Annotated in this window: 23 protein-coding genes; 4 read left to right on the top strand and 19 right to left on the bottom strand. The window is 38.3% G+C overall.

Annotated elements, in window-relative coordinates; translation table 11 throughout:
• Positions 1-242 precede the first annotated feature (242 nt).
• Positions 243-1,262 carry a UDP-glucose 4-epimerase GalE gene (galE, locus tag BTO21_RS13510; protein ID WP_045031136.1) on the bottom strand — a complete coding sequence of 340 codons (1,020 nt, stop codon included), beginning with the start codon at positions 1,260-1,262 and terminating at the stop codon, positions 243-245.
• Positions 1,263-1,545: 283 nt separating this feature from the next.
• Here galE and BTO21_RS13505 point away from each other — a divergent pair, with 283 nt between their 5' ends.
• Positions 1,546-2,472, top strand: a complete 927-nt coding sequence (locus BTO21_RS13505; RefSeq protein WP_045031134.1) for an alpha/beta fold hydrolase — start codon at positions 1,546-1,548, stop codon at positions 2,470-2,472.
• A gap of 56 nt (positions 2,473-2,528) precedes the next feature.
• Here BTO21_RS13505 and BTO21_RS13500 read toward each other — a convergent pair whose 3' ends face one another.
• Positions 2,529-2,741 (bottom strand): HP1242/YdcH family protein, encoded by a 213-nt coding sequence (locus BTO21_RS13500; protein WP_045031133.1) that lies wholly within the window; start codon positions 2,739-2,741, stop codon positions 2,529-2,531.
• A gap of 340 nt (positions 2,742-3,081) precedes the next feature.
• On the opposite strand from BTO21_RS13500, the gene BTO21_RS13495 reads away from it, so the two are divergent.
• From BTO21_RS13495 to BTO21_RS13485, 3 genes are all read left to right on the top strand, one after another.
• Complete coding sequence (locus BTO21_RS13495) at positions 3,082-4,134, top strand: GGDEF domain-containing protein (RefSeq protein ID WP_045031131.1); 1,053 nt, start codon at positions 3,082-3,084, stop codon at positions 4,132-4,134.
• A gap of 9 nt (positions 4,135-4,143) precedes the next feature.
• On the top strand, positions 4,144-4,659 hold the full coding sequence (locus BTO21_RS13490) for an NUDIX hydrolase (protein WP_045031144.1): 516 nt from the start codon (positions 4,144-4,146) through the stop codon (positions 4,657-4,659).
• A gap of 150 nt (positions 4,660-4,809) precedes the next feature.
• The gene (locus BTO21_RS13485; RefSeq protein ID WP_065192512.1) at positions 4,810-5,367 is read left to right on the top strand and encodes a manganese efflux pump MntP; all 558 of its coding nucleotides are present in this window, start codon (positions 4,810-4,812) and stop codon (positions 5,365-5,367) included.
• A gap of 89 nt (positions 5,368-5,456) precedes the next feature.
• Here the strand turns inward: BTO21_RS13485 and BTO21_RS13480 are convergent, their stop codons facing one another.
• From BTO21_RS13480 to BTO21_RS13400, 17 genes are all read right to left on the bottom strand, one after another.
• A complete protein-coding gene (locus BTO21_RS13480; protein ID WP_045031129.1) occupies positions 5,457-6,365 on the bottom strand; it encodes a metal ABC transporter substrate-binding protein in 909 nt (302 codons plus the stop codon).
• 25 nt (positions 6,366-6,390) lie between these two features.
• Positions 6,391-7,266: a metal ABC transporter permease gene (locus BTO21_RS13475; protein WP_045031127.1), complete on the bottom strand. Its 876-nt coding sequence runs from the start codon at positions 7,264-7,266 to the stop codon at positions 6,391-6,393.
• The gene (locus BTO21_RS13470) at positions 7,266-8,021 is read right to left on the bottom strand and encodes a metal ABC transporter ATP-binding protein (RefSeq protein ID WP_045031125.1); all 756 of its coding nucleotides are present in this window, start codon (positions 8,019-8,021) and stop codon (positions 7,266-7,268) included. The genes BTO21_RS13475 and BTO21_RS13470 overlap by 1 nt, the downstream gene beginning before the upstream one ends.
• Complete coding sequence (locus BTO21_RS13465) at positions 8,018-8,926, bottom strand: metal ABC transporter solute-binding protein, Zn/Mn family (RefSeq protein ID WP_045031124.1); 909 nt, start codon at positions 8,924-8,926, stop codon at positions 8,018-8,020. The genes BTO21_RS13470 and BTO21_RS13465 overlap by 4 nt, the downstream gene beginning before the upstream one ends.
• A gap of 84 nt (positions 8,927-9,010) precedes the next feature.
• Positions 9,011-9,595 (bottom strand): DUF6162 family protein, encoded by a 585-nt coding sequence (locus BTO21_RS13460; protein WP_045031122.1) that lies wholly within the window; start codon positions 9,593-9,595, stop codon positions 9,011-9,013.
• Positions 9,592-9,915, bottom strand: coding sequence for a hypothetical protein (locus BTO21_RS13455; protein WP_045031120.1), 324 nt, complete (start codon positions 9,913-9,915; stop codon positions 9,592-9,594). The genes BTO21_RS13460 and BTO21_RS13455 overlap by 4 nt, the downstream gene beginning before the upstream one ends.
• A gap of 134 nt (positions 9,916-10,049) precedes the next feature.
• Positions 10,050-10,886 carry a DUF4198 domain-containing protein gene (locus BTO21_RS13450; RefSeq protein ID WP_205068430.1) on the bottom strand — a complete coding sequence of 279 codons (837 nt, stop codon included), beginning with the start codon at positions 10,884-10,886 and terminating at the stop codon, positions 10,050-10,052.
• An 11-nt stretch (positions 10,887-10,897) separates the two neighbouring features.
• The gene (locus tag BTO21_RS13445; RefSeq protein WP_420874937.1) at positions 10,898-11,407 is read right to left on the bottom strand and encodes a DUF2271 domain-containing protein; all 510 of its coding nucleotides are present in this window, start codon (positions 11,405-11,407) and stop codon (positions 10,898-10,900) included.
• A gap of 51 nt (positions 11,408-11,458) precedes the next feature.
• Positions 11,459-12,088 (bottom strand): PepSY-associated TM helix domain-containing protein, encoded by a 630-nt coding sequence (locus BTO21_RS13440; protein ID WP_045031113.1) that lies wholly within the window; start codon positions 12,086-12,088, stop codon positions 11,459-11,461.
• 207 nt (positions 12,089-12,295) lie between these two features.
• A complete protein-coding gene (locus BTO21_RS13435; RefSeq protein WP_105026858.1) occupies positions 12,296-13,945 on the bottom strand; it encodes a phosphoethanolamine transferase in 1,650 nt (549 codons plus the stop codon).
• A gap of 91 nt (positions 13,946-14,036) precedes the next feature.
• On the bottom strand, positions 14,037-14,585 hold the full coding sequence (locus tag BTO21_RS13430) for an RNA polymerase sigma factor (protein WP_045031112.1): 549 nt from the start codon (positions 14,583-14,585) through the stop codon (positions 14,037-14,039).
• 136 nt (positions 14,586-14,721) lie between these two features.
• Positions 14,722-15,897, bottom strand: coding sequence for a DUF481 domain-containing protein (locus BTO21_RS13425; protein ID WP_045031110.1), 1,176 nt, complete (start codon positions 15,895-15,897; stop codon positions 14,722-14,724).
• 200 nt (positions 15,898-16,097) lie between these two features.
• Positions 16,098-17,285 carry a tetratricopeptide repeat protein gene (locus BTO21_RS13420; protein WP_045031108.1) on the bottom strand — a complete coding sequence of 396 codons (1,188 nt, stop codon included), beginning with the start codon at positions 17,283-17,285 and terminating at the stop codon, positions 16,098-16,100.
• Positions 17,285-17,935 (bottom strand): energy transducer TonB, encoded by a 651-nt coding sequence (locus tag BTO21_RS13415; RefSeq protein WP_045031106.1) that lies wholly within the window; start codon positions 17,933-17,935, stop codon positions 17,285-17,287. Before BTO21_RS13415 ends, BTO21_RS13420 begins: the two co-directional genes overlap by 1 nt.
• Entirely contained in the window at positions 17,935-18,339 is a 405-nt protein-coding gene (locus tag BTO21_RS13410) for an ExbD/TolR family protein (RefSeq protein ID WP_045031104.1), read from the bottom strand. Before BTO21_RS13410 ends, BTO21_RS13415 begins: the two co-directional genes overlap by 1 nt.
• Entirely contained in the window at positions 18,336-18,869 is a 534-nt protein-coding gene (locus BTO21_RS13405) for a MotA/TolQ/ExbB proton channel family protein (protein ID WP_045031102.1), read from the bottom strand. The genes BTO21_RS13410 and BTO21_RS13405 overlap by 4 nt, the downstream gene beginning before the upstream one ends.
• Positions 18,869-20,236, bottom strand: a complete 1,368-nt coding sequence (locus BTO21_RS13400) for a MotA/TolQ/ExbB proton channel family protein (protein WP_045031099.1) — start codon at positions 20,234-20,236, stop codon at positions 18,869-18,871. The genes BTO21_RS13405 and BTO21_RS13400 overlap by 1 nt, the downstream gene beginning before the upstream one ends.

Below are 20,236 nucleotides of genomic sequence, written 5' to 3'. Positions count from 1 at the left end.
ATCTAAAAATATCACACGCTATTACGAAGCGTTAAATAGCAAGCTTAATTTATAATAATAGAGGAAGTTTTAATAATAATAGGTTTAAATTAATTTACTTATTTATCGTTAATCTAAAAAATAAGACTGTTATTTAAGGTGGGAATTAATGTTGTTATTTTTCATTAATGCTATTAAAAATAAACCCAACAATATCTGTTGGGTTTTAATAATATAATATTTATATTGCTAACGGTAAGATCTTACTCTGCGTCAGGGTAACCATTTGGATTGGTTGACTGCCAACGCCATGTATCTTGCGTCATATCATCAAGTGTTAGTTTTGCTTCCCAGTTCAGTTCAGCTTTTGCTTTCGCAGGATCTGCCCAACATTCAGCAATATCACCCGCACGGCGTGGTGCAATTTTATAAGGTACTTCTACACCAGAAGCCTTTTCAAACGCTTTTGCCATTTGCAACACACTGTTACCGTTACCAGTACCTAGGTTGTAAATATGCAAACCGGCTTCACGGCCTTTGTGCGTTAATGCTGCAAGGTGGCCATCTGCAAGATCAACCACATGAATATAATCACGTACACCAGTACCATCAATTGTTGGGTAGTCGTCACCGAAAACAGATAAGAACTCACGACGGCCAACTGCAACTTGAGAGATAAATGGCATTAGATTATTAGGAATACCTTGTGGATCTTCACCCATAGTGCCTGATTTATGTGAACCTACTGGGTTAAAGTAACGCAGTAATGTCACGCTCATTTCAGGATATGCATGTTGAATATCAGCAAGACACTCTTCTACCATTAGCTTACTACGGCCATATGGGTTAGTTGCGCTAGTTGGGAAATCCTCAGTAATAGGCACTGATGCAGGATCGCCATAAACGGTAGCAGATGAACTAAAGATAATCGCATTCACGCCAGCAGTACGCATTGCTTCAACAAGTACTAATGTACCACTTACGTTATTATCGTAATATTCTAGTGGCTTCTCTACTGACTCACCAACAGCTTTAAGACCAGCAAAGTGAATCACAGCATCGATGTCATTTTCAGCAAACACACCGTCTAAGAATTCACGATCACGAATATCACCTTTGTAGAAAGCAGGTGTTACACCCGTCAAGTTTTGAATGCGCTCTAATACTGTTTCTTTACTGTTATACAAATTGTCAACAATAATCGGGGTCATACCCGCTTCAATCATTTGTACACAAGTATGACTACCAATGTAGCCCATGCCGCCAGTAACTAATACACGCATGGTGTCTCCTAGTCGTTAATACATAGTTTCAATCTAAATATTAATACATATCCGTATGGTAATAACACGATATTGTATAAAAATTTATTATAGTAAAATATTATGCTATCGATTGCTTTCTTTAGCAATATGCTGATTCACATAATTTTTAATTTTGACATAACGCTAACTCAAAAAACAAAGATGTATCTCACAAATTTTATTTTTATTGTGATAAATAAAGATTATCTCCAAACAATAAAACATTGTATAATTATTGAAATTCCTACGTTTTGAGTCATCAATGAAACGATTTCTGCATTATTTTATTCTACTGTCGATCTTACTGTCCGTAACAACCGGCTGTGAAGTTGTACGCTGGAAAACAGAGCACGATCAATCATCGCTAAAAAAAGAAGGGTTCAGTAAGCAACAAATACCCCTCCGTGAGGGTGGTAATTTAACCTATTGGGAAGGAGGACAAGGTCAGCCACTCCTTCTATTACATGGATTTGGTGGAACTGCTGCTGCAACGTGGAAAGCTGAAATGATACAACTGAGTAAAAAATACCGCGTTATTGCTCCAGATTTACTCTGGTTTGGTGAATCTTATAGCGATAATTCAGCTCAATTAGCGACCCAAACCAATGCTATTTGGCAATTAGTCGATAAATTAAAACTAAAAAAAATTGATGTCGCAGGTATTTCTTATGGCGGTTTTATCACTTATGACATGATGTTAACACCAGAGCGAATCAATAAAGCCGTGATCATTGCTAGCCCTGGGCCATTATTTAATGATCAAGATTTGAGTGATTTAGTACAACGCGCTGGCATACAATCCCCTGAAGAATTATTTGTGCCTAACAATGGCGACGGTGTTAAACGTCTTTACGATAACGTCTTTATTGATAAAAAAATAATCCCTGATTTTATTGCCAATCAAATCTACCACGATTATTTTTCACAGTGGAAATTACAACGCACTCAATTAATTAAAACATTGCCTAATGACAGAGATCGCATTCACCAATATGATCCGAAGAAATTACCTCAAACATTGTTAATCTGGGGAGAGAATGACCAAATTTTTCCGTTGAAGAGTGGTATAAAACTGAGCCAATACATTCAAGCTCCTATTATTGTGTTACCTAAAACAGCACATGGTATCACCAATGAAAAACCAACAATAACCGCAGATTTGATCGATAATTTTTTATCTCTTCAGTAACAATCATATAGTCACAACAAAAAAGAGAAGCCTAAGCTTCTCTTTTTTTATTATTGTTATTGTGCTTTTTGTTGTAAATAAACCAATATTTCATCTTTTAATAACAGCTTTTCTTTTTTCAGTTGCTCTATAAGAGTCTCATCAAAACCATTCGCTGATGTCATCACCTTAATCTTATCATCTAAATCATTATGCTTATTAAATAGACGATCAAAATGCACATCATGACCTTTTAGTGATGAAATCAAGTTTCTATATTCTGGAAACATTGTCGCTCCTACTCATTATTAGATACACTTTCATTTATACCAAAATAGAATAAATATTCATGGCTACAGATCTCATTTCTAATTATTTAAGATAAAAAACAGTTAAATGATATCAAAAAAACATATGTTATTGATTTTTATACTTTAAACCTAAACAATTACAAATAAGACGTATTATCAATAACCAGCAATAGTAACAAGAAGATCCCTTCTTAATATATTAACTTACATTAAATTAAAAAAATAATTAGACATCAATAACAATACTGATATGCTTCCCAGAATAATTCATTATGTATTGCATATATTTTTGTAATGTTATAAGGGTTCGTTCTATATCATGGCTACACTGATTAAAAGCACTCAACTTCAGGCAACAAACTTTGCTTATATTGAACTTAGTGAGAAAACATTAAAAAAACAACTTTCATTATTATTTCCTTTCGCTGGTGCTATTTGCGGCATTATTTCCTTCACTTATTTGGTATCACAACAAGCCCATTATTTTACTGTTGCTGGTATACTCGGCATGACATTGTGTTACACCCTCACAGCATTAAATCGAACCCTCTTTTCAGCAACTATTCTTTTTTGGATCTTTTTAATCGCAACTACCTTTATTTGTTCAACGGGATTTTACTTTACGGGCGCACGCCATATCAGTAATACCATTGGCTTAACCATTCCATTACTGAGCTTTTTTGCCTTAAAAATCAGAACCGCAACGTGGTACAGCAGTATTTTTGGTTTACTGTATATCGTACTGAGTGTGTCTGAAATAACCACTAAACAAATGCAGATTTCATCTGCGCTCCAAAATATCTGTGCATATTCTATTATCTTCGTAATGGCCTTTTTATTATCTCGTCACCGCTATGATGCTATTTTGCAAGTTAAAAGAACCACCACCAATGATTTCCTAACCGGGTTACTCAATCGTGAAGGTTTAATTCCTCTTTATCAAAATGAATCGTCTCGCTGTAAGCGCTACCGTCGAGATATTTCAATGCTGTTAATAAACATTGATAAATTCAGAGACGTTAACGACCGTTTTGGACTTGATGCGGGAGATAAAACCTTGATGATGGCAGCAAAATGTCTTCGTGAAGTCTGTAATGACAATATGCATATTGCACGTTTAAGCAGTCAAGAATTTTGTATCATTATTCCAGATGCTAACATTCAAGCAGCAGAGCAATTTGCGATTAAGATTCGTGATGAAATAGGTCAATGGACATTAGAGTTAACCTCCGGACATCAAATCAATATCACGGTTAGTATTGGTATTACAAATATTGAATATCAAGATTTTAGCTATGATTATATCAAAGCAGAAAGTGCCTTAATGCGCGCAAAACGTTGGGGCTATAACCAAATAGCAACCAATGAGTAGAGAACGATGATGAGCATAATAAAACACTATCAATGGAAATGTTTCAGTATTGAAGAACAACCCCACTTGTTGCCTGATGGTAGAGAAATATCTTACACATCGATAAAACATCCAGGGGCCGTTATTATTATCCCCATTGATAGTAATGGTGATCTCGTCCTTGTTCATCAATATCGCCCAGCGGTGAACCAATGGTTATTTGAGTTTCCAGCAGGTACTCTTGAAGCTGAAGAAGATATTTTCGTTTGTGCACAACGAGAGTTAGCAGAAGAAACCAACTTAGCCGCTAGCCAATGGCAACCTTTAGGGCACTTACTCCCAGTACCTAGTTTTTGTGATGAAATACAGTATTTGTATGTTGCTCAAGGTTTATCAGCAACCCAAGGTGTACTGGACGATGACGAAATCATTAATGTCGTCACTCTCTCCGTTAGTGAGGTCGAAAAAAAGATCGTAAATAATGAAATCCAAGACAACAAAACCTTAGCTGCCTTTCTAAAAGCCCGATTGCTTGGCTTCATTTAAACTGCATCACGACTAATATAGTGCGATATTAGATAATAAATATCGCAATATGTTTAACTTTACCCATATCTGAAAAATTACTATTCATACAAATATATCGCGTTAATCTTCATTTCAGTTTATAAAAGCATTTTTACGAGATGAACTATCGTGTCTTTCTTACTCGCTTTGATATTCTCCCTTTCATCGAATCTCGATAATTTCGTTATAGGGCTTACTTATGGCGTAAAAAACGAACGAATTCCGTTAAAAGCTAATGCCATTATTGCTTTTATCACTGCATTCATTACTTATATTTCAATGTTAGGTGGTAAGTTAATAACTCAACTTATTCCCAATCATGTATCAAATGAACTCGGTTCAGTGATCTTTATTTTAATGGGCTGTTGGTTCATTGGTAGTGATCTTATAAAAAAACAGCAACAACAACAGCAAAAAAAACACACTGTGCTCAACTTCAAAGGCGCGGTAATGTTAGGATTATTATTGTCTATCAACAATATTGGCGTGGGTATTTTAGGTAGTATCACCAAATTAAATATTACACTGGTCGTAACGCTTACTTTTGTTACTGGCATGTTCCTTACTTATGCTGGCAACCATATTGGTCATAGCGTTATTGGTAATATTGTTGGAAAATACAATGATTTAATTTCAGGTAGTCTGCTGATTCTTTTAGGTATTTTATCGTTAATGTTTAATTTTTAGCCTACGTTTCATTCTGACGTTAAATCCAATAAAAAGCCCAGTAATATACTGGGCAATATAAAATACAGACGCTTAATTCTTAATAAGAACTATAGAGAAATCTGCCAACGTTTAAGTGGCGCATTATGATTGATACCAGTGCGTCCCCAACGATCAACGCTGTCAACGACCAACACCTGAACATTCTCAGGTAATAATGCTTGTTGAGATGGCGTTAGCTTCTTGGTGCTCAATAACCATAATGTTTCATCTTCGGTTAATAATGCCGTTAGTTTTTGTTTATCTTCAACCGTCCATTCCAACTCTGGCGTCGTTAGCCTATCTACAACAAATAACTGATTACCTGAAGCAAAATCTTCCAGTTCACTTGATAATAACACCACAGAATCAACACCCGCTTCCATTAATACTTGCTGTTGGCTATTAATAAGATTGCGCACATCACGCATTAATTGTTGCTGGTTCTTCTCTATCTGTTGGGCTTTTTCAGGCCATAATCGTTGTAAATCTTCACTAACAATCGCTGCCATACGACTGAGGTTAGTCGGATTTAACCATGAATAAAGAGAGGTTGAACCATCATCCAAACGTAGCGCTGCAACCCCTTGTGCTCGAGGTGATATCGCTTGTGAAGCATCAATTTCAACCACCTTAATATTACCTTGACGCGCATAAACATAGAGTGGATCTTGCGGCCATATAGCGCCTAATGTCACCACCGCTTGGGCTTTTTTACTTGCGTCTTTAGTTACCGTGTCACCTTGTGAAGCAAACCAGTTCGGTAAGCGTTCAATCCCATAACGTTTTGGCGGTAGAAATGTTGTGGTTATGCCTGTTTCATGGGTGAGCTCTGATGCCAACATATAAGTCACAGGGGTAGCCGTTAAAATATCATCCGCATTAACTGACTGTGTATAACCTGCACCTGTAACCATAATAGCGACAGCACAAACTGATTTGATGAACAAACGCATCGGGTGTAGCTGAACATGACTCATGTTAATTCCTTAAAAAATACAGCGACTACCCTTTACGAACAATGCGGTAACAGGTGGCAGTTAAAAAGAAAATAGCAGAAACGATAATAATCGCGGCGCCCGAAGGAACTGGCAATTTAAGTTCCATTGGCAATATCGTACCCACCACACAACTGATAGTGGCAAGTAACGCCGATAACAACACAAAACTACCCATATTTTTGGTTAACAAACGTGCTGTTGCACCAGGAATCAGCAACAATGCCCCCACTAATACCGCACCAACGATCTTAACGGATGCAATCGTGACTAGGGTTATCATCATCACAAACAGATAATCATAAAAATTAGTTTTATAACCACGAACACGCGCAATATCAGGGCTAATACAGGTTAATAATATTCGATTAAAGGTGGGTATCAGTAGCACAATAATCAAACTACAGCTTATCGCTAACACCCATAAATCTTGATCAGTCACAGTAAGAATCGAACCAAACAATACGTTTTCTAACATATGAATATTAATTTTACGTGCAACATACATCAATAATGCTGCACCAACTGCTAACGCTAATGCCAAAAATACCCCAACTAAGGTATCGTAAGGCACGTTGGTTCTATTACGAACAAAATGCAGTAGTAACGCAAAAATCATACAAAAACTGAATAAACCAATAAATGGATTTTCAGGTGGTTCGCCTAACAACACTCCTAATGCGATCCCCGTTAATGCCGCATGCCCGACCGCTTCAGAGAAAAAAGCCAACCGCTTGGCGATCACTAATGTCCCTAATCCACCTAATAACGGACCTAATAGTAAGGCTGCGACAATAGCATTCACCATAAACGCATATGAAAAGCTGTCACTTAGAAAACCCGCATCAACACCTAATTGTGCCCAATGACGTAATAATTCCATTACGCGACCTCGTGTTTATTTACCGCAATGGGCGTATGGCTATAATGATTAAATAGCCGTTCGATTTTTTCAGGGATCAATACGTCAGAGTGATGACCAGAATCAACAAGAATACGGTTAACCACATGCACTTGGGCATTCAAACGACGCACAGCGGTTACATCATGGTGCACCGCTAATACTGTTTTACCTTGTGCAACAAACTCATGGATTAATGATTCTAAATAACGTACACCCTGTTCATCCATGCCAGTTGTTGGCTCATCAAGGACTAATAAATCAGGATCATCCAATAACGCTTGAGCAAACAAAACCCGTTGTTGCTCACCACCTGATAACTGCCCCATGCGACGATCAGCACGATTCGCCATCCCGACGCGTTCAAGTTGACTCAATGCAAATAGCTTATCTTGCTGACGTTTACGCCAAAATAGCGGTGAACGAGTTAAATTTAATAAAATAAAATCCATCACTGTTAGCGGTAAACTTTGTTCAAACATCGCTTTTTGAGGCACATAACCGACAGAACCCGGTTTACCGTTATTGGCGGCATCATCCCATAAAATATCAATCTGACCTTTAAACGGTGTTAAGCCTAAAATTGAACGTAATAACGATGTTTTTCCACCGCCGTTAGGTCCCATCACCACATGGCATTGACCTGCTTCAAAGGTATGGTTGATGTTAGATAAAATCTGGTTTTCACCGTATTGCAACTCAAGGTTTGCAATCTCAATACTTGGCCCAAAACTCATGCTTGATCCTTACTTGCTGCAAATTGCATTGCTTCAACTAAAGTGACTAAGTTCTGCTGCATTTCAATTTCTACTTTATCCGCTTCATATTGACCATGCGTCATATGTGAAAAACGGTATAGCTTCACCCCAGTCGCTTTTTCTATGGTATCGACATAACGGTTTGGCATATTTAATTCATAAAACAACACATCAATGCCAGATTGCTTTATTTTTTCTATTGTATCTTGTAACTGACTCGCACTAGGTTCAACACCGTGTGCAGGTTCAATTACTGCCGCAACATCAACACCAAATTCCTGTAATAAATAACCGTAAGCATTGTGCGTTGTCGCAACTTTCATACCTGATGTATCTAAATCACCCAGTGTTAGCATTGCCTTACGCTTCATCAATCGAAACTTTTTTGCATAATCACGGGCATTCTTACGGTATTCACGGGCATTGTTAGGATCAAGTTCAGCCAATTTATTCGCAAGGGTGTAAACTTTTTGAATCGTGGTTGATAAACCAACAAACGTATGCGGATTTACCGCACCATCACCAACAGATTGTCCCATTGCAGGTAATAGCGGCACGTCATTATTGGCTTTAATAACCACCAAATCATCACGATTAGCAGCATCGATCACTTTAAGTGCAAAATCATCATGCCCTACACCATTCACAACTATCACATCCATTTGTTTTAAACGGCGTAAGTCATTGGGCTGTGGTAAGTAGTTATGCGGATTAAAACCAGCATCAACGAGCGGTAAAATATCGGCCTTATCACCAACCACGGCTTTTACATAGCTGTAGTAAGGCTGCAATGTAATGCCGATGGTTAATTTTTCAGCGGCAACACTAGAAAAACTCACAAATAAAGCAACAGCAGTCAATGCCGTTTGAATGACTATTTTCATAATATTTTTACTTCAACGTTAAGAAAGGAATACACCGCAGGCTATACATTACAAGCTATAAACTACAAGCTAATACCAAAGAGATTAATGAGCCGACGCTTGCTTATCACTGTCGCTATTAAAGACAATTTGCGTCCAACCACTATCAATCAATTGTTGTGGTTCAAAAACAGTATTGTCGTTAATAACCAAAGGGGTTGTATCTCGAGAAAGTGCTAACCAAATATCAGGCTCAGGGCTATTACTGTTCAGAACCACTGATGATGCGCCTTGATTTTCACTGCGAATACCCTGATAAAGTGCGCCATTAAGGTGCTGCCATTGATGACGGCCTTTGCGCTCCCAACTTTTATCTTCAATAAACGGTGCTAACCATAATTCAGACAACTCAGCCATATTCGGCCAATGGTTCTGATTATCAAATTCGCGACTATCTTGATTTAAATTACGGATTTCTTCATGAGCAAGACGCAATTCAGCCACCATCGCAAGTTCATCAGGACTTAACTCGGTGATCGCAACTTGATGAACATCTAATTGTTTGACTGTTGTTTTATATTGATGATATGGCAATAACACCGTGGCGAGTAACAGGATAGAAATGATAATGCCGCCGATCCATTTCCCTTCCTTACCGCCATTATCTGAAGGAACAGTTTGACGGATCATTTATCTTTGATCTCAACAACATCGACTTCTACAGGGCTTTCATGCCCAGAATCAAACACTAAATAAAAATCTGCTTCAGGCTTAGAGAACTCTGCTATCGAACGTTTATCCGTGTTAACTTTTGCAATAAGATTATCGTCGTAATCGTACATGTTAACGTTGTAATCAACTGCTGTACTGCCATCGCTGTAGCCGGTTTCACATGCCACTTTATCGCTTTCAAACCAACAACTCATTAATGGAAAATGTGCCTGAGCAGTGCCAGAAAATAAGCCTAATGTTAATAGCGATAACTTAATAATTGGTAGATGCTTTTTCATAACAACCTCGATCTGCCCATTTTGTGGGTGACAGTAATTAATAGTGGGTAACAGTAATTAATTGTTGCTAACTAATTGTGAGTAGCGGTAATAAAAAGTGCTGTTCCATAACAGAAACAGCACCATAAAAGTCATTACTGTAGTGATGCTTCAAAGGTAATATGAACGTTAACGTTCGCGGTATCTACCATTGGATTATTAGCAATTTCACCGCGATAGTTCGCTTTCATGATATAGCGTCCCGCCGTTGCTGGCGTAAAACTCACCTTGCCTTCAGCATCACTGACCACATCAATTTGTTCTTGGTGATTACGGTATAACGTGCCTTCACGTGTTACTTCAGCCACAACACCGGCTTGAGGTTTGCCATTAAAATAGAATTGAAAAGTAACAGGTTCGCCTTCAACAATATCGGCTGGATGTGTGATCGGTAATAACTCTAAGTATTTACCTGTGATTTCCATTGCCTTAGTACTTGGCTTACCCACAGTGACATAAGTCTCTGCGCGGGTATAACCGACCTGAGTGACAACGTCACGTGATTTGGCGGGTAATACAGCATCGCGCTCAACTTTATTCGCAGCAATCCATTTCACTGTGTCACGACGCCCTGCTTTATATTGTGTGAAGTACTCTGGTGTTTGGTTTATTTGAATTTTATGCGTGCCTTCTTCTTCAAAATAGAAATCAAAAATCGCACGACGTTTGCCACGAATGGTAAAATTAGGACGCTCAGCACGACCATCAGGCATGATCACTTCTGCAGTTTCAGTACTCGCTGGTTTATCATAAATAAATGTACCGTGTGACGCGGTAACATCAAAAGATAACCAATCACCGCCCTCTTTTGATACTGTAAAATGCGATGGTAATACCCAACGCGGGTGGGCATTCGCCGAGGCTGATACTGCTAATCCTGCAATAACTGCACATGCTAGAGAAAACGCTTTCATTTTGTTATTTTTCATAATGTTACTATTACTCAAAGTTTATAATTAAGTTGAATAGCACCGGTTTCTTCCGTCGGTGCAATAACATGGCTAAACGCGTTTTCGCCTAGCGCTATTTTTTGGCGTAGATAATTACGACCACCGTGTTCACGTACCACTTCTACATAAAAGGTGTAACTGCCTTGTTCTACACGTTGACCTTTATCATTCAAGCCATCCCATACAAATTTGTACTCACCCGCAGGACGTGTCGCTGACGTAACCGCATCAATTAACTCACGATCATAACGCCCGACTTTTCGCCACCAACTACGTAGATCTTTCAACCATTCATCTTTACCTACCCACAGTTGCACTGTACGCACGGGTTTACGATCTGCATCTTCTATCCAAACCGCAACATAAGGGCGGGCATACATGGTTGTTTCAATAACAGGTAACTGAAAACCTACTTCAAGCTGTGCGTTTTCAGGGATAGGCTTAGCAATCACACTTGCTAATGGTGCCAATAATAACGCTACCAATAATGGCTTTTTAATCATGTGATACACGGTCATAACGAACCTTTAATAAAATCGACAATCAAATATTGGCTATGGCACAGCCAGAATATAAATCAGTAAAGTAATAACAGAGCCCAGCCCCATCCACTTCATTCCAGTTTGGAATGTTTTCTTTTTCGGTATGAGCAAACACACGCCTGTTAATACAAATAACACCATCAACAACGCGCTAATATCAATGAACCAGCGCCAAACTTCACCGCTATTGCGCCCTTTATGCAGATCATTAAGTACCGCAATAACACCATAATTCGTACTTTCAATGGTTGCTTGTGCTGTCGTCATATCAATAAAAACCGTGGCGCTATAACCCGGGCCTTTATAATCCAGTGATATTTCACCTTCCAATAATTCACCGCCATCAACATCAGTAAAAATATCAATCGCAGAAGGTGTACCACTGACATCACCATGTTTAGCTAGATATGCTATTAATGCAGAACGGTTAGGTGAAAACGGTCCTTTCTCTGAACGCAATAATTCATTTGGAATATCAAGCTGTTGCTCAACAACATTCGGTGATTGACTGACAAAAAGATGTGGTCGATTGAGAGTGATCCCAGTAATGGCAAAAAATAGCACCACCAGTAGCAATGCCATTGAAATATAAATATGTAATCGGCGTGCCCATAATTGCACTGCCTTATTTTTTAACACCATCACTAACATCATGTATAAAGGAACTGGAATAATGATAATTTAATTGATAATCGTTCTTATTGGCATTCAATTTACATTGTTTACGTTGGTTAGAAAAATGGAACAAAGGAAGGAGGTGCGAGAATAATGATGGCTATAATAATCATCCCTAATAAAAATCATTAGGGGATAATTTGTAAAATTTCGCACTGAATCTATATAAATAGCCTAATTAGTACGGCATTGGCGGAAGATATCTTGCTGGGGTTTATACACTGAGGTTTTTACATTCATAATGCCTAGCATAGAGCTAAACACATTATCCTGTGAGTAATCCCCTCCTTTAGCATTGTTAGCTATATGCTCAAGACACGTTAGATTTAAACCGCGATCTTGCGTAAAGCTTTTTGAAAACCATATCATCATTGGCACTGTTGTTTGATATTTGGGCGCAAGGCTATAAGGCGTACCATGTAAATATAGGCCACCTTCTCCTAAAGATTCACCGTGGTCTGAAATATAAAACAGGGCTGTATTGTATTTATCACTGTAACCTTTTAACTTTTGAATCAATTGGCTAATCACATAATCGGTGTACAAAATAGTATTATCATAACTGTTGACTATTTGTTCTTTGGTACAGTTTTCAATATCAGCCCGTTGGCAATCTGGAGTGAAGAATGTATGGTCTTTAGGATAACGTTTATAATATGTGGGTCCATGACTGCCCATAATATGCAGCGTAATAAACTTACTGCCTTTCATCTGTGCCACTTCTTGATCAAAGTTATTCAGCAATGCCATATCAAAGCATGATTCACCATCGCATAATGGATTATGTACGTCACGTTTTAATGTGGTTTTACGAATACGTGCGCCGACGCCTTTATCACCACCATCATTTTCTTTCCATAACATCGAGATACCCGCTCGATGTAAAATATCAATAAAGTTATCTTGGTTATAGGCAACTTGCTTATTATAATTATTACGATCCATCGCTGAATACATACAAGGTACAGATACCGCTGTCGCCGTACCGCATGATGTCACGTTTTTAAACGAAATCATGTTATCTGATTGGGTATATTGATTGGTAGGACGAGGATAACCGTTAGCTTGATAATTTTGAGATCGGGCAGTTTCCCCTAAAACAAACACAAATAACGTCGGTTTACCATTTGAGGTAGCGGTCGTTACTAATTTAGCATCAAGACCAATTTTTTGATAAGCAATAGGCTCAGTAAAGTAAGTTTCATCAATATACTTAATACCTGTATAGACATATGATGGATTAATAACCCGGTTAATATATTTATTATTACGCCCAACTGATACATAATCTTTATAAAAAAAAGAGGCTATTAATAAAATAACCATAATAGATACAATAACCGAGATTATCTTATACATTATAAATTTTCTAAAAAATGATTGTTTTTTTATTTTCACAAAAAAAATAACACAACAAGGGATAATACCTAAAACAAAAAAAGCTATAAATCCAGAAAAACTCAAATAAGATAACGCTTCACTGCTATTCGTTTCAAATGTATTTTCTATCATGCCATAATCAAAAATAACACCGTATTGATAGGATGCATAAGCAGTAATGGCAGAAATTAATGTTAAAATACCAAAAAAAACACGACTGATATAAGGCCATGCGAAAGCCTGAAAGATAATATTAAGTGCTGCGATAATAAAAATAGGAAGTGAAATAACAAAACCGATATTCACTCTTTCTAATTTAGACAGTATTTCATAAAAAGCTAGCCATAACGGAACATTTAATACCGTTCCAAAATATACTGCAATAGCAAGAATAAACAGATTATAACTTATTTTTTTATGACAAATAGATAAAAGGCACTTCATTCACTAGACCTAACACTATGATATTAAAATTATTAACAGAATGAAATCTACGTAATCATACTTGAGTGCTCAGTGTTTGTATTATTACATTTCATATAATAAGTAAACTTAAGCTTTGTAGTGCTCTGTATAATCTCATTTTACAAGCACTCATTGTAATTCTTAGTATATGACTTATTTCATCTAATGATAAATCTTTATAAAAACGTAATTTAATTATTTCTTGTTCATTTATAGATAAACTTGGTATCATTTTATTAAAATCTATTTCCAAATCAATATTATTATTATTTGTTGAAATAAAATTATCCAAGATAGTCATTGTGACAATATTTTTCTTATACCTAGAATCGCTGCTTAAAAAGGAATAACACACATTATCTGTGATTTTAATAAGCCAAGTCTTAAACAAAGCCTCAGGGCGATACGCAGGTAATGCTTTATATACTCTAATTAACACTTCTTGAACAAGATCGTCTGCTGACGTTTTATCTCTAATTTTATAGACACATCGATTATGTAATAATAGTAAATAAGGCTGCATTAACATCTGAAACCGTTCATTTCTCGCCGTTTCATCAGACTGAAACATTGAAATCAAATGATACTCTTTACCCTGATCGTTATTATGTACATTCATTAATAGATTCCATTCTAAATAACATTCCATTTGATAACAAAAAAATGCATATTTTGATGTTCTATTTACTATAAACAAAAAAAAACACTAACTTGTCTTATAAAAAAGAAGTCAGTGTTTATATAAAAATAAGTGCTTATTTCAAACGATAAGTCAGACCCATTTGAAGGGTTTTATCCACATCATCATTACGATCAGTTACACCGGGGACATAATCAATATTATCATCTGTTTTCAATAATCCAGCCGTTAATGTTAAACTTATGACATTAGAAACATAGTAGCGGAATGTTGATTTTAGGCTATTAGTCATTAAATCTTCTGAACCATCGCTCTCAGAATAATTTAATAGCCAAGTATTTTCCCAATCGATATTGTCACGTAGTTCATAGGTTAATGACATTGCATTTGACGCATTAAAGCCATTATCACCATCATCAAGTATCGCGGTTAATATTGCTTCATTGGAAAACTGCAATTGGTTATTTATAGGATAATGGTACTCTGCCCCGACTTCTAATGCTGGCTTAGTGTCAGATCCATCATAATTGGTTAACACCGCACCGACACCGGCACGTACTAACCAACCGTATTTACGGGTTGAAATACGCTCATTAACTAAAACATCATACGATTTAATTGCACCACGAGGCCCTAAATTAGTCCCTAATGCTTTACCAATGGCTTCCACCCAATATTCGGCATAATCGGCAGAACCATAACGACTACGGTACTCAGGCTCTTTCGCTATAATTTGAGCGACATTTTGATAAGTGGCGCGAGAAACTGAACCTTTTAATAACCCGCGTTCTTGTAATTCTTCAATAACACGAATTGTTTTTGCCATTGGCGTCGCATTCACTACCCGCCCATAGCCTAAACCGACGGTTAATTTAGTAAATGGATCTTTCATATCTGTTTGTGCACCAATCTCAGCTTTGCTGTACCAAAAAGCATTGTTCTGAGTCGGGTTAAAATACATATCATTGGTTAATGATGCTAACGCTTGATAGTTCTTCTTTGTACTATCACCATCGCTACTACCACGGCTCATCGAGGTATCACCGATAAAGTTTACACGGGTATTTCTATCAGGCGATGAAAAGACTTGATCGTAATTAGCACTGACATCAGTACTATAACTGGTTTGATCTTGGTTGCCGCTTTGCAAGTCAAATTGAGCATTTAAATAAGCGTCTTGATAAGCAGATGTTGCCTCTTCATAGTCAAACATTGTAATTTCTTCAGCATGTGTGACTGAAGATAAGAGCAAGCCAACAGCGGCGGATACCACTGTAATTATTGGTTTCATGATGTTACTCCTAATTGTTTATTGTTTTATTTATGTCAACTCACCACTTATTGTTAGTGGCTCCATAATTCAAACTGGATAAACATTAAAAAAGTCACATCTTTATTTTATTTTTTTTACTGTTCTTATAAATAAGAAAGGCGAGCTCAATGGCTCGCCTTAATACACATCTAATAATAAATTTATAATAGCTAATCTAGTTAAGTAGTTATATCCATCTTACGCATTTGCGCTAAATATTTAACCCAACTTTTAGCGGCAGAAGACGGTTGAATATTATCCGCTTGCTTAGCATGTATAATCGCTTGATCGAGATTGTTCATTTTGTAATAGACCCGTACTTTAGCTAATTCGACCTCTGCACGTTTATCTTTACGCTTCACTTTATCTAATTCAACCAAAGCCTGGTTATAATCACCTTCTTGAACTAATAATTGCGCTAATTGCCAACGATAGTGATTATCTTTCGCTGCTACCTTAGTCCAGAGTTTGATCGCTTTTTTCCACTCGCGTGCCATTTGCCAATAGTTTGCTTGTTCAATCAATAATGTTTTATCACTATTGGCATCCTTCAAGGCCGCTATTTGCTCGGCTGCTCGCTCTGGAATTCCACGTTGGGCATATAACTGTGCCAACACTTTAAGATCTTGCTGACTCAGTGCTACCCCTTGGTATTTAGCTAATTTTAACGTTGCTAATGCATCAGCATTTTTACCTGTTCGCATTTGAATGCTAGCCAGTTGTTGCCACCAAATTAACTTATTCGGTTCCAGCACAATCAAACGATTCAGGGTTGCTGATGCACCTTGCCACTGTTGAAGTTGTAACTGTGCGCCAAGCTTAATCGACAAAGGTGACATGCTATCTTTAATCCGATAACCATCATAATGCTTCATTGCGGTTAAAACTTGCTGCCACTGTGATTGCTGATAATGTGCTTGTGCAATACGTAGCCAGAGCTCATCACCTTTTTGTTTCGCAGGAATATTTTTAGTTAACTTATAATAATGCGGCAAAGCTTGGCTGTATTTCTCATCAGACAGCAAAATATCCGCCAACATACGTTCAGTCGTCCATGCCTGATCATCTTGCAATAGACCACTGTTTACCGCTTTTGTCAGTAATTTCACTGCTTGTGATGTTTTACCTTGTTGCCAATAAAATACCCCTAACATCCTCTGTACATAAGCTTTATCGTAAGCGCTACTGGGATTCATTTCAGCAAGAATAGCAACCGCTTGATCAAGCTTATCATCTAACTGTAAATTATTGGCGCGCTGCACTTTGTTAGCTGTTGCTTGTGACAATTGACCGCCACTTGCATAAGCATTTGATAATGGCAATGAGGCCGATAAGGTTAATGCGATAATAAAAGCTAATTTTTTCATTATTGGTTTAACCTAAATTCAAGACGTACTGTCTGCCCTTGTTGTGCCATGGCAGTACCATTAACGACTTGTGGTTGGTATTTCCACTTACGTAATGCGCGGATCGCTTCTTTATCAAATAAACGACGGGGCTTGGCATCCATAATAGCGATATCTATCGGTCGACCTTGGGTATCAATGGTAAATTTAAGCACCACATAGCCTTCTTTTCCTTGGCGTAAAGCTCGTGCAGGATAACGCGGCTCTGCTCTATAAAGCGGCATCGCCTGTTGCGATTTACCTAACCCATCACCCATCGCTGCTGCACTACTGAAATCAGTAAATTTAGGCGCATTCACCGCTAAGCCATGAATCGAGGTATCTAAGCCTAAGCTAGGAATCGACGCCATCGGCATAGCCGTTGATGTTGCTGCTTGTGACTGCGATGGTTGGGCTTCTGGTGGTGGCGTAGGTGTCTCTGGTGGCGGCGGTGCAACACGCTGACGACGTTGTGCCGCTTGCTCGTGTTCTACCATCACCATGTTAAACGCTAAAGGCGGTGAATTATCTTGACGTTGATGGTTACCGTTATCCACCATCCATGCCATTAGTGTAAACAAACCTAAAGCCATCGCCAGCGCCAATGGCAGTGCCATCAATATGCGCATCATTAGTTTTTCTCCGCCGCCAAAGCAATATTCTTCACCCCTGCGCCTTTCGCAGCATCCATTACCTTAACGACCGTACCGTTATAAGCATGTTCATCCGCTTGGATCACTAATGCAGCATCTGGCTGTTCAGTTAACATATGTTCTAATGTTGCTTGAACTCGTTCAGGATCAACGACGCGCTTATCTATGTAAATATCATTGGCTGCGGTAATAGCAACAAAAATACCCGCATCTTTTTGGCTAACAACATGGCTTGCTTGAGGTCGATTCACTTCAACCCCAGATTCACGTACAAAAGAACTGGTAACAATAAAGAAAATCAACATGATGAAAACGATATCTAACATCGAGGTTAAATCTATTTGTGCATCTTCACGCACTGACGAGCGACGACTGAGTCTCATTGTTGACTCCTTAATGATTTTTCTAATTTCAATTCACGCATTTGGCATGCTTTTGCCAAGCGGGCATGAATAAACATTCCCGCTAATGCTGCCACCATGCCCGCCATTGTTGGCAGTGTAGCCAGTGAGATCCCTGATGCCATCAATCGAGGTTGGCTACTGCCTTGAGTAGCCATTACATCAAACACTGAAATCATCCCAGTCACAGTACCAAGCAAACCAAGCATGGGACAAATAGCGACTAACACTTTAATAAAATTAAGGTTTTTATTTAACGCTATTTTAGCATCCGCCAACCAACCATCTCGAATTGCATGTGCATACCAAGATTGATGATCAGCACGTGCTGCCCATAATGCTATCCATTGCTGTCGTTGTTGTGGAAAGTAAAACACAAGGTAAATAACCCGTTCAAACACTAATAACCACAACACCGCAACCACAGCGGCTAACCACCATAGAATCACACCGCCTTGCGCCATAAAGTGCGACAGCGATAACCACCAGCTTTGTAATACGCTGCTATCCATTAGGCGGCCTGTTCAGTTGTCATGCCAGAATTTTTAATACCATTTTGATCGTTTTTCTCGGCTTGTTCCGCCACAAGGCTAATACCCTGCTTTTCTAAAATCATACGAATGTTCTCAGCTTGCGAGCTTAAAACATTATGTGCCAGTAACAACGGCATTGCCGCAACCAAGCCAAGAACAGTGGTCACCAGTGCCATTGAAATACCCCCCGCCATTACTTTTGGATCGCCATTACCAAACTGGGTGATCACTTGGAAGGTTTCAATCATACCTGTTACTGTACCTAGCAAACCTAACATCGGTGCTAAAGCAGCAAACAGTTTCAGCATTGATAAGCCTTTCTCTAATCCTTGCTGTTCATCAACAATCGCTTCTAATAAACGTAATTCTAATGCTTCAACACTGCGGCTTTGTTCTTTGTTGTATACCGCTAAAATATGACCTAATGGATTATTACCCGGCTTAGACGGTTGTTTAAGTTGTGCTTTAATTTGTTGACGAATCATCGCCAATTTTGTGCCGCGGAAAATCGCAATACCGGCACCAATAGCAAGTAGCAATAAAATAATTTTACCAACCGCGCCACCTGCTTGCAGACGATCCATTAATGTCGGTGCTTGGGCTAATTGCTCTAGCATCACCCCACGTGAAGGATCAACCACCAGCATGTCATTGCCTGTTGATATTAGTTGATTGTAATCAGCCAATGTCGGTGCATGTTCAGGTTGCTGTAAATACGCCATTGCTACATGTTGGCTGCCATCCCAACGTAAATAACCGTTGTCGCCGACTAAGCCAATACTGCCTAAACGCAATGCCTGAATATCACTTTGCTCACCATCACCATTAATATACGGTACGGTCACTTTAGCAATTTGTCCGCTAGCAACAATCTGATCAGTCATTGCTTGCCATAAGCCGTGTAGTTGAGCCATTGACGGTAAAACTTTTGCGGCGACTATCTCGTTAACAACTGCGTTATCTTGGCTGTTATCAATAGCGGTTACTGCATGTTGTTGTTCAGCTTGAACGTCTTTTGCCGTTTGACGCACTACCCCAAATAGCTCACCTAAACTGCCACTTTCTAAACGTAATTGTTGCTCTAAGGTCGATAAGTGTTGTTCATTGGCACTAAAGGTTGTGCTTAATACTTCTGTAGCGGCTTTTAATTTATTACGCTCAGCAAGTAACGCATTGTATTGTGTTTTCACATCTTGCTGAGTGTGGTTAAAGCCCACTTCACGTTGAATATTATGCTGAGTTTGTTGGCTTTGCTCTTGTTGTGCTTGTTTCACTACCGATTCGGCATTAACCGCAAATGGCATATTTGCGACACATAAGGCGGCAACTAACGCTTTTAGTTTCAT

The organism is Photobacterium phosphoreum (assembly GCF_002954725.1).
Classification (GTDB): domain Bacteria; phylum Pseudomonadota; class Gammaproteobacteria; order Enterobacterales; family Vibrionaceae; genus Photobacterium; species Photobacterium phosphoreum.
Note: the sequence above shows the minus strand (reverse complement) of the source record. Positions and strands in the feature narration are given on the sequence as shown.